The organism is Lysinibacillus sp. NPDC098008, assembly GCF_044760715.1.
In the GTDB taxonomy this organism is placed as follows: domain Bacteria; phylum Bacillota; class Bacilli; order Bacillales_A; family Planococcaceae; genus Lysinibacillus.
Genome location: NZ_JBIWBA010000046.1, coordinates 1 through 10,013, shown reverse-complemented (window position 1 = coordinate 10,013; position 10,013 = coordinate 1). Strand labels below are relative to the sequence as shown.

The window sequence follows — 10,013 nt, the reverse complement described above, 5'->3', positions numbered from 1 at the left end:
TCTTAGCAGGGTTGTAGGAAACAATTTTATCCTCTGTTGTAATGCGCTCGCCACCGATAATCAGTGGGTAGTCTTGCCCTAAGTAGCCTTCTACTGTATTTAAAGCCTCTACATAAGCATTGTAGTTTGCCTCTTGTGTAAAATCTGTAAATGGTTCGTGTTTGTATGGAATCATGTCAATTTCCTCCAATGGATAAAAGAGTGCCAAATGATTATGCACCTCTTAATATTTTGTTAATTATATAATGCAATATTATTTGGCATTAATCAATACAAATTTTTTAAATTTTCTCATCAGCCTTTCAGATTGGTGTTAGAATAAGCTTAGGAGCTTACAGGAGGACAAAATGGATAATAGTATACTACTCAGTATTTATAAATATGTTATTGAAAAAGGTGATATGGGCATTTGCGTAGTAGATACAGATGGCAAATTGCTTATATATAATAAAAAAATGCGAGAATTAGAAGGCGTTAATGAAGATGAATTTGAGGAGAGGCGAGCGCTTGAAATTATTGATTTTGAAACAGAGAAAAGTGATATTTACAAAGTTTTAAATTCTGAAACGCCTGTGCTCAATGTGAAAAAAACATACTGGAATAAGAAAAATCAAGAGGTAACCTACATTAGCAATATTTATCCACTGCACTATGAGGACGTTTTAGTAGGAGCTGTGGAATTTGCACGAGATATTACACAGCTTGAATATATGATGTATCAGCCACTAAGAAGATATGGTGCGCCACTAACCTTTGATATTATTTCGGCTGTATCGGCAGTGATGAAGGATGTTATTGAAAAGGCAAAAATTGTAGCACTTAGTAGAATGCCTGTTGTGCTAATAGGGGAGTCTGGTACGGGGATTGATATGATTGCTGAAGGTATTCATCATGATTTAAGCGTAAAAAATGATATGTTTATTGCGTTAATTTGCCGCAGAGATGAGGACACGATTTTAAAGCAGTTTGAAAAATACATTGTTGAACAAGAAAAAATTACTTTCTTTGCTGAGCGGATCGAATATTTAACCATGGCAGCTCAAGAGAAAATTGTGGAGCTTTTCAACAATCACCCAAATCATCACCATATGCTCATTGCGAGTGTAGGTAAAGACCCTATTGATTTAATTCAGGCACAAAAGCTATCGAAAAATTTATATCGACTATTTTCGGGTATTACGATTTATGTGCCACCGTTGCGAGAGCGAAAAGAGGATATTATGCCCTTTATTGATGACTATTTTAAACGTCATCGTGATAGCTTTGGCTCCTCTATTCAAGGGCTGTCGGAGGAAGTACAAGACATCTTTTTAAAGTACGACTGGCCTGGAAACTTAAAGGAATTAGAGGTTATGCTGGATGAAATTTCCTCACTCCTAACAAATGAAACAGTTATTGACTCCCATATGCTACCAGCACATTTTAGATGGAAAATACAACATTCCCATGAAAACGGGACAGAGGAGAAGGCTGATTTATTTATTATTAAAAATCCGCATGATATTCGACCACTTGATGTCTACATGAAGGAGGTTGAAGAATATTATATTTCCAAGGCATTGGATTTTCATCAGGGCAATATTTCAAAAACAGCGGCTGCATTAGGGATACGACGCCAAAGCTTACAGTATCGTGTTAAAAACTATAAGCTCAATAAAAAAAGCGAAAACATTGATTAACGATGTTTTCGCTTTTTTGGTGGATAGCACTATTGAATAGGCGGATAGATCACCTAAAGTGCCGGATAGAATCGCTCAATAGGTGGATAGCCTGTAATTTTATTTGCTTTTTTTAGATAGACGACCAAGGGCGAAGGCTGCAACACCTAAGCCAATTGTTGTATTTGTTTTTTTATTAAATACTTGCTTTGTAACAAGTGCTAGATTTTGAGGGCGCTCTGCTAGACGACGCATAAAGTATCCATACCAATCATTACCAAATGGTAAATATGTACAGAAATTATAGCCTTCACGTGCAAGGTCTAGCTGCATATCTTTACGGAAACCATAGAGCATTTGGAATTCAAATTTATCATTTGGAATATTATGCTGTTTTACAAATTGCTTTACATGGTTAATAACATTATGGTCATGTGTAGCGATAGATGTAAATTTCCCGTGCAATAAATGGTATTCAATTAGCTTCAGGTAATTACAGTCGATATCAGCTTTTGATTGGTAAGCTACCTCCTCAGCCTCTTTGTATGCACCTTTTACAATACGCAGACGGAAATCTTTGTATTTTTCAATGTTTTCGTCTGACTCAAAGAAATATGCCTGAATAACAGTACCAACATTATCGTACTCTTTGTGTAGCTTATCGAGTAAATCAAACGAGCTATGTAAACGACCATAGTTTTCCATATCAAAATTTACAAAAATATTGTATTGATGTGCCAATGCCACAACCTCTTTTAAGTTTTCATAGCAAAAGTCGATATCAATATCTTGTCCTAGCTGTGAAGGCTTTAGAGAAATATGTGCATCTAATTGTTCATCATGAATTGCTTGAATCACTGCTAAAATATTATTTTTTGCTGCTGTTGCTGCAGATTTCTCAAAAACAAACTCGCCAAGGTTATCAACAGTACAAGAAATGTTTGCACGGTTTAGCTCTTTAATTGTTTGCACAACCTCTGGAATGGTTGTACCTGCTACAACGCTTTGTGCACCCATGCGTAAACCATACTTTTGTGCAGCGCTATTTAATAATTGATTTTCTGAAAGTGCGATAAAAAAGTCACGTAATGCCATAAAATGACCTCCAAAATTGAAAATTTTAAATTCTTGGCGATTATAACACTTTTTTTGAAAAGTAAAACAGTAAGATTTTTTTAAACATTTTTAGAGGCTCCATTTAGGGGGGATGAAATATTGTGTTTATTGACTTTTGCATGCCCTAAAAAATAATTTTAATTTTTTTATTATAAAATTGGAACTTTTCAAAATAGTGATTATGCTATATTTTAGAATGCAGAGATTTAATTTTGTAAAAAGAAGGAGGATTATATAGTTTATTTGTACTAAAAATTTTTATTAGCTAACGATCATGATTAGACAGGGGGAAAAAATATGTCAGAAAATATGTTTCAATTACTTGCAATTATAATTTATTTGGTAGCAATGTTAGCAATTGGGTGGTATTCATTTGTTAAAACATCGAATTTAACGGATTATATGTTAGGTGGGCGTTCGCTGGGACCTGCTGTAACAGCGCTTAGTGCAGGTGCTGCAGATATGTCTGGCTGGTTATTGATGGGATTACCAGGAGCCATTTATTTAACGGGAATTGTCGAGGCATGGATTGCTATTGGTTTAACAATAGGGGCTTATTTAAACTGGTTATTAGTAGCACCGAGATTACGCGTGTACACACAAGTTTCTAACGATTCAATTACCATTCCAAGTTACTTGGATAACCGTTTACGTGATCATACAAAGCTGATCAGAATTGCATCAGGTATTATTATTTTAGTATTCTTTACGTTCTATGTATCATCAGGTATGGTAGCTGGCGGTAAGTTTTTCGATAGCTCTTTTGGCTATGATTATCATACAGGTTTATTAATTGTATCAGGTGTAGTTGTAGCCTATACATTATTTGGTGGGTTTTTAGCTGTTAGTTATACTGACTTTATCCAAGGTTTAACAATGTTTGTAGCATTGATTGCTGTTCCTTTATTTGGGCTGTTCTTAACTGGTGGGCTAGGGGATACAATTGATTCAATCAAAGCCGTTGATCCTGAGCACTTAAACTTACTACCATCAACAGTTACAGCGGCAGCTCTTATTTCTTCCATAGCATGGGGCTTAGGCTATTTTGGACAACCACATATTATTGTCCGCTTTATGGCGATTAGCTCAGTGAAGGAAACAAAGCAGGCACGACGTATTGGTATTGGCTGGATGATTTTAAGTTTATTTGGTGCTCTTGCAACCGCTTTAGTTGGTGTAGCGTATTATCAACAAACTGGCGGAGAGCTGAAGGATGCTGAAACAGTATTTATTGTAATGGGGCAAATTTTATTCCATCCATTTATTGCAGGTATTATGCTAGCTGCTATTTTAGCTGCTGTTATGAGTACGATTTCTTCACAATTAATCGTAACCTCCTCAGCACTTGTAGAGGATATTTACAAAGCTTTATTCAATAAAACAGCAAGTGATAAGCATTATGTGTTTGTTGGTCGTATGGCTGTATTAGTTGTATCCATTGTTGCAGGGATTTTAGCTTGGAATCCAGATAACTCTGTTTTAAACTTAGTAAGCTTTGCATGGGCAGGCTTCGGTGCAGCTTTCGGTCCAATTATTTTATTATCATTATATTGGAGAAAATTAACAAACTATGGTGCTATTAGTGGTATGATAACAGGTGCAGTGACTGCATTTATTTGGGGTAAGGTAGAGGTGCTAACTTCTGCATTATATGAAATTGTGCCTGGCTTTATCGCATGTTTACTTGTAGCAATCGTTGTAAGTATGATGACATATAAACGCAATCAAGATATTGAAGATGAATTCGATAGTATGGAAAAAATTCTGAAAGAAGAAAGATAGTAGCTATTCTATTGTTAAATTATTTTCATAGATTGAGGTGAATAAATATGCTTTGGAAGCCATTATTTGAAAATGATGTACCATCCTCACCTTTCTGCTCTTAGCGGGGGAAAGGTGAGAGCTTCTCTCCGTTAAGTGCTGTCATAAATCTAAATAATAGACGGAGGGAATTTTGGTGAAAATCTTACCATATATCATTGTATTACTAGCTGCAATTCTTTGGGGAACTACTGGTACAACGCAAACATTTTTACAAGGAGATATTTCGCCGATTGCCGTTGCCTGTATTCGTTCAGCGATTGGTGGAGGCGCATTGCTCGTCGTTGCATTATCCGCTCGCATGATACATTGGCAATCATGGCCATGGAAATGGAATATACTTGCAGCTATTTCCATTGCACTTTTTCAAGGCTTCTTTTTTTCATCCATACGTTACACTGGTGTCGCTATTGGTACTGTTGTTACAATTGGGAGTGCACCTGTATTTGCGGGTATGCTTGAATGGCTAATTTGGAAGGTAAAGCCGACAAAAATATGGGTAATTTCAACTACCTTTGCCATTGTTGGTTGTATTTTATTGTTTGCGGTTGGTGGTGACACAACAGTAAACAGCTTTGGTATTTTACTTGCTCTTAGCGGTGGCTGTATGTTTGCATTGTACACAAATGTGAGCAAGCGTTTAACAGAAAAAGCAGCAACATTGCCTGCAGTAGCCATGACATTTTCATTATGTGCAGTATTGCTGGTCCCATTTGCATGGCAAGGTGGATTTAGCTGGATGGGAGTCCCGGGCAATATTTGGTCAATGACGTATATGGGCTTAGTGGCAACAAGCTTAGCATATGTGTTATTTTTAGGGGGATTGCGAGCTGTTTCATCCTCAGCAGCTGTAACGCTTAGCTTAGCAGAACCTTTAACAGCCGCATTACTGGGTGCATTTTTCCTTGGAGAATATTTAGCATGGACATCGTGGCTAGGTATTGTCCTGATTTTTGCAGGAATTTTAGTATTAACAGTAGGAACTCGTGTGACCAAATAACAAGTGTAATGTGCCTTTTGCTCAAAAAGGCACATTTTTCTTAAGATAAATTTGGGGTTTGTAAAAATTAAACGATAAGAGGGGTAGATGATACAAAAATAAATTGTGTTGGATGTTTAGTTTTATTAAACCAGTTGTGAGGCACATTCGATTCCATATGAATGCTATCTCCTGGCGATAAATCATACTCGGTATCATTCAAAATAACGGTCAACATACCTTCCAGCACATAAATAAATTCCTGTCCCTCATGAGAAAAAGGAGTTTCTTTTTTATCTCCTGGTAGCAAAGTTACTAAAATAGGCACAAAGAGAGGATTAGTAACATTTCCTGAAAGGTCTGAATAAATAAATGATGACGAATGCTCGGCTTGCTTAGCACTACCACGTCTTATCATATTTTTATCCATTTCTATTGTATCAGGGAAAAAATAGCTAGGGCTAACACCAAGTGCTTCAGATATTTTGCGTAGAGATTGTAATGTAATGGAGCAAAGAGAGCGTTCTACTTGAGATAAAAAGCTTATTGATAAATCTGTTTTTTCAGAAACTTCCTTTAATGTCATTTTTTTTGACTTGCGAAGACTTTTAATTAATATTCCTATATCACGATCCATAATATCTACCTCAACATAGCTTATTGTAATGAAAGTATATATAATCCTTAGATACTTGTAAAGCTAAGGAAGCTTTGGATACTGCTAGAATTTAAAATAAATTTCCGAAAATATTGAATTTTTAAAATAGCTATGTATAATAACTGTAAAAGCTTTAATTTTTGGTTATAAATTTAAGTGTTGTTTAAATTACTTTAAGCATTAATTAATTTAATGCGTTTTTTATAGCATGAAATTTAAGTAATATTTAAATTTTAGGGTTTTGTTATTGAAAATTAAAGTAATAATAAAATATTTACAACGAAAGGCTGAAGGGAAAATAGATGAAATTTAAAAAAATGTTTACAACAATTGATTTACACGTATCAGGTGAGCCATTGCGTATTATTACAGGGGGATTACCAGAAATCAAAGGGGCAACGCAACTAGAAAGACGTGCCTATTGTATGGAGCATTTAGACCATGTACGTGAAGTATTAATGTATGAGCCAAGAGGACATTTTGATATGTATGGCTGTATTATTACGCCACCTGCAACACCAGGAGCAGATTTAGGTGTATTATTTATGCACAATGAGGGCTGGAGTACAATGTGTGGTCATGGTGTGATTGCAGTTGTCACAATGGCAATTGAAACAGGGATGATTGAGGTCGAAGAAGATAATCAGAAATTTATTATTGATTGCCCATGTGGTCCAGTAACAGCCTATGCAAAATGTAATGGCAATGAAGTAGAGTCAGTATCATTTGAAAATGTACCTTCATTTGTGTATCAAAAAAATGTGCCAGTGCAGATTGATGACTATGTTTTCAATGTAGATATTTCATATGGTGGTGCTTTCTATGCTGTTGCCAATACAAAGGACATAGGCTTAAACGTAAATAGCAAAGACCTTTGGGATTTAAAAGTATGGGGCGACAAAATTAAGCATTATATTGAAGCACAAATGGAAGTTAAACATCCAGTGGAAGATATTTCAGGGATTTACGGTGTTATTTTCTCTGATGAGCCAAATCATCCTACTGCAACTTTACGTAATGTTGTTATTTTTGCAGATAGACAGGTTGACCGCTCACCATGTGGCTCAGGTACAGCAGCGAGGGTAGCAACTTTATATGAGCATGGTAGGCTAGCAGAGGGTGGAAGCTTTGTTCACGAAAGTATTACAGATGGGCAATTTATTGGCGAGGTAGCCTCACTAACACAGGTTGGAAGCTATCAAGCTGTTATTCCAAAAGTAACAGGAGATGCCTATATTACAGGCTTTCATCAATTTGTAGTAGACCCTAAAGATTCACTAAGCAGAGGGTTTTTATTCAAATAATAAAAAAGGAGGAGAAGCAATGTTAGTTATTAGCGCTGAAGAGCAACGAGCCTTAGTGGATATTCATGAGGTGATGGGCTGTGTAGAAGAAGCTTTAAAGGAATTTTCAGCACAGAGAACGATCACACCTATTCGAGCATCACTTCCTTTTTCCAATGCTCAAAATACAGCATTAATTATGCCCTCTGTAGCAGAGGAATTAAAAAGTGTCGGGCTAAAGGTCGTGATGGTTGCCCCAAACAATACAAAATCAGGAAAGAAAACTATTAATGGTGTAGTCATGTTATCTGATTTTGATACAGGAGAGCCAGTTGCATTATTAGAAGGTTCGTTTTTAACAATGGTTAGAACAGGAGCCCTATCAGGTGTTGCCACGAAATATTTAGCACGTCAAGATGCTAAAAAGCTATGTGTAATTGGTACAGGAGAGCAAGCAAAGGGTTTAGTGAAGGCTATATTAGCTGTTCGCGATATTGAGGAGGTTTTTCTCTATAACAGAACAGCAGAGAAAGCACATGAATTTGCTGCCTATATTCGTAATCAATTTGATATACCTGCTCAAGTATGTGCAGATTCAAATGAGGCTGTTCGCCATGCAGATATACTTGTCACAACAACAAGCTCATCTGTGCCAGTTTTCTCTGAATTATTAAAGCCAGGTGTTCATGTAAATGCTGTAGGCTCCTTTAGACCAACAATGCAGGAGCTGCCTTCTAGTGCAATTGCTTGTGCTGATAAAGTAGTAGTGGAATCGACAGAGGCTGCGTTAGAGGAAACAGGTGATTTACTGTCACCTATCAATGAAGGGGTTTTTCAGGCAAGTGAAATCTTTGGTGAGCTTGGACAAATTGTTGCTGGTGAGCTAAATGGGCGAGCAAATAATGAGGAAATTACGATATTTGAGTCTGTTGGATTAGCTGTTGTAGATATAGTAGTTGCTAAATATTTTTATGAAAAAGCTATACAACATAAAATGGGGACAAGTATTACACTTTAAGCTGTAGCACGATGTCAGGACATATAGCTAGTCCTGACTTTTTTATTCAAACTTTTTGCACTAAAATTTAAGTCACACTAAAATTTATATACAAGAAATATACCTTCAATTCAAACTTAAGGGGTTGTTTGCATGAAATGGTGGAGAAATCAAAAGCTGTATATTAAAATTTTTATTGGGGTCATTGTTGGTGTCTTATTAGGCTTACTATTTGGACCAAAAATTGCTGTTATTAAGCCTATTGGAGATATTTTTATTCGCTTGCTACAAATGCTAATCGTGCCGCTTGCCTTTTTAAGTATTATATCGGGTATTACAAAGCTAAAAGATATTAAAATGTTAAAGTCCATTGGCGGAAAAATTATGCTAATTTACGTGCTTACTACTTTAGTAGCCACATTAATTGGTGTTGCAACTGCATTAGTGTTAAAGCCAGGCAAAGGAGAAAAGGGGCTTCTTGCTCAGGCTGAGGCTGTGGAACGACAAGAGTTTAGCTTTATTGATAATATTGTGCAATGGTTTCCGTCCAATATTGTGCAATCAATGGCAGAAACAAATATGCTACAAATTATTATATTCGCTATTTTTATTGGAGTAGCCCTTGTGCTTCTTGGAGATAAAGTGAATAAAATTAAGGAGCTAGTGAATGAAGGGGCAGAGCTGATGATTAAAGTGGCAGATATTGTTATCGGTTTTGCACCATATGGCATTATGGCATTGATTGCACATGTTGTTGGAACGCTTGGTATGGATGTCCTTATTGAAGTAGGACGCTATGTACTAGCATCTTTTGTTGGCTTTTTAGTCATTCTCTTAGTCGTTTATCCAATATTATTGAAGGGACTAGGCAAAACAAGTCCAATTTTCTTTTATAAACAGGTTAGTCCAGCAATGCTTGTAGCTTGCAGTACAACATCAAGCAGTGCAACACTTCCTGCTTCCATGGAGGTGTCGAGAGATGGACTTAAAATACCAGAAAGTATATACGGCTTTACATTGCCACTAGGTGCTACATTAAATATGAATGGCTTAGCATCAACGTTAGGGGTTCTATCTGTATTTGCTGCTAATTTATATGGCATCTCCATATCATTTGGTATGATTTTACAAACTGCCTTTTTAGGAGTAATTCTTGCAATGGGCTGTGCTGGGGTGAAAGGAGCGGATGTTGTAACAGCATCCTTATTGCTTTCTACGCTAGGACTGCCACTTACTATTATACCAATTATTGCAGCAGTATCCCCAGTTGTGGATATGGGCAATACCGTTGTCAATATTACAGGTGACTTAGCTGGCACACAGGTTGTCTACCAAAGAAATCCAGAATATGCGAGCGAAGAGATTTCAACTTTATAAAAATTAAGGTGACGGTAACAAATTCTTTATAAATTGTTACAAATTAACTAATGTTTGTAATGTTATATAGAAAGCCGTGCGTGTCGGTAAACGGCACGTAGCGAGGGTTAACTGCGGGCAATCC

The 10,013-nt window shown here is 36.4% G+C and carries 8 protein-coding genes and 1 pseudogene; 6 read left to right on the top strand and 3 right to left on the bottom strand.

Annotation, left to right across the window (positions count from 1 at the left end; all coding sequences use genetic code 11):
• A pseudogene (locus tag ACIQVU_RS19820) lies at window positions 1-175 on the bottom strand (L-glutamate gamma-semialdehyde dehydrogenase); the annotation flags it as partial.
• A 172-nt stretch (window positions 176-347) separates the two neighbouring features.
• Between ACIQVU_RS19820 and ACIQVU_RS19815 the strand changes: the two are divergent.
• Window positions 348-1,679 (top strand): AAA-type ATPase lid domain-containing protein, encoded by a 1,332-nt coding sequence (locus ACIQVU_RS19815; RefSeq protein ID WP_402896947.1) that lies wholly within the window; start codon window positions 348-350, stop codon window positions 1,677-1,679.
• A 99-nt stretch (window positions 1,680-1,778) separates the two neighbouring features.
• Here the strand turns inward: ACIQVU_RS19815 and ACIQVU_RS19810 are convergent, their stop codons facing one another.
• The gene (locus ACIQVU_RS19810; RefSeq protein WP_402896945.1) at window positions 1,779-2,753 is read right to left on the bottom strand and encodes a proline dehydrogenase family protein; all 975 of its coding nucleotides are present in this window, start codon (window positions 2,751-2,753) and stop codon (window positions 1,779-1,781) included.
• A gap of 318 nt (window positions 2,754-3,071) precedes the next feature.
• Between ACIQVU_RS19810 and putP the strand changes: the two genes are divergently transcribed.
• Window positions 3,072-4,556, top strand: coding sequence for a sodium/proline symporter PutP (gene putP, locus ACIQVU_RS19805; protein ID WP_402896943.1), 1,485 nt, complete (start codon window positions 3,072-3,074; stop codon window positions 4,554-4,556).
• 175 nt (window positions 4,557-4,731) lie between these two features.
• Window positions 4,732-5,595, top strand: a complete 864-nt coding sequence (locus ACIQVU_RS19800) for an EamA family transporter (RefSeq protein WP_340804358.1) — start codon at window positions 4,732-4,734, stop codon at window positions 5,593-5,595.
• Between the two features lie 67 nt (window positions 5,596-5,662).
• Here the strand turns inward: ACIQVU_RS19800 and ACIQVU_RS19795 are convergent, their stop codons facing one another.
• Window positions 5,663-6,211, bottom strand: coding sequence for a helix-turn-helix domain-containing protein (locus ACIQVU_RS19795; protein WP_402896941.1), 549 nt, complete (start codon window positions 6,209-6,211; stop codon window positions 5,663-5,665).
• Between the two features lie 323 nt (window positions 6,212-6,534).
• On the opposite strand from ACIQVU_RS19795, the gene ACIQVU_RS19790 reads away from it, so the two are divergent.
• The 3 genes from ACIQVU_RS19790 to ACIQVU_RS19780 all read left to right on the top strand — a co-directional run bounded on the left by ACIQVU_RS19790 (window position 6,535) and on the right by ACIQVU_RS19780 (window position 9,889).
• Window positions 6,535-7,536 carry a proline racemase family protein gene (locus ACIQVU_RS19790; protein ID WP_340804360.1) on the top strand — a complete coding sequence of 334 codons (1,002 nt, stop codon included), beginning with the start codon at window positions 6,535-6,537 and terminating at the stop codon, window positions 7,534-7,536.
• Between the two features lie 19 nt (window positions 7,537-7,555).
• A complete protein-coding gene (locus tag ACIQVU_RS19785) occupies window positions 7,556-8,533 on the top strand; it encodes an ornithine cyclodeaminase family protein (RefSeq protein WP_340804362.1) in 978 nt (325 codons plus the stop codon).
• 132 nt (window positions 8,534-8,665) lie between these two features.
• A complete protein-coding gene (locus tag ACIQVU_RS19780; RefSeq protein ID WP_340804364.1) occupies window positions 8,666-9,889 on the top strand; it encodes a dicarboxylate/amino acid:cation symporter in 1,224 nt (407 codons plus the stop codon).
• Window positions 9,890-10,013 lie beyond the last annotated feature (124 nt).